This is a genomic window from Neisseria sp. P0017.S009, from assembly GCF_051957375.1.
Taxonomy (GTDB): Bacteria; Pseudomonadota; Gammaproteobacteria; order Burkholderiales; family Neisseriaceae; genus Neisseria; species Neisseria perflava.
Map to the genome: position 1 here is coordinate 1 of NZ_JBQCWL010000021.1, position 413 is coordinate 413.

Below are 413 nucleotides of genomic sequence, written 5' to 3' on the forward strand. Positions count from 1 at the left end.
GCCGAGAAGCTGCCCGAAGCCGTCGCCTACGTCCACGCGCTGACCCTGCACACAGGCTTGACGGGCGAAGTGTTGGACGCACCGCCCAAAGCCGAGCCGAAACTACCCATCGACGGCAACTCTTTAGCCGACATTACCGCTATGGTTTATTACGGCGCATGGATGATTGAATTGGGCAAAGACATCTCTGCGCCGCTCAAACAGCTTGGCAACATACAGGCGGTTACGATGTGGACGGTTTGGCACGAAACCCGTTCACGCCTGAAAAGAACCGTCGCAGCCCTCGAAGTGTTGCGGGGATATGCGGACAAAGACACCTCTGACCGCATGGCCTTATGTCTTAAAGGCATTTACAGCAAGGCTACGGCAAGGTAAACAGAAAATGCCGTCTGAACAAGGCTTCAGACGGCTTC

At 55.4% G+C, this 413-nt stretch carries 1 pseudogene; it reads left to right on the forward strand.

The features are described from left to right. A pseudogene (locus ACTHTG_RS11160) lies at nt 1–375 on the forward strand (hypothetical protein); the annotation flags it as partial. Nucleotides 376–413 lie beyond the last annotated feature (38 nt).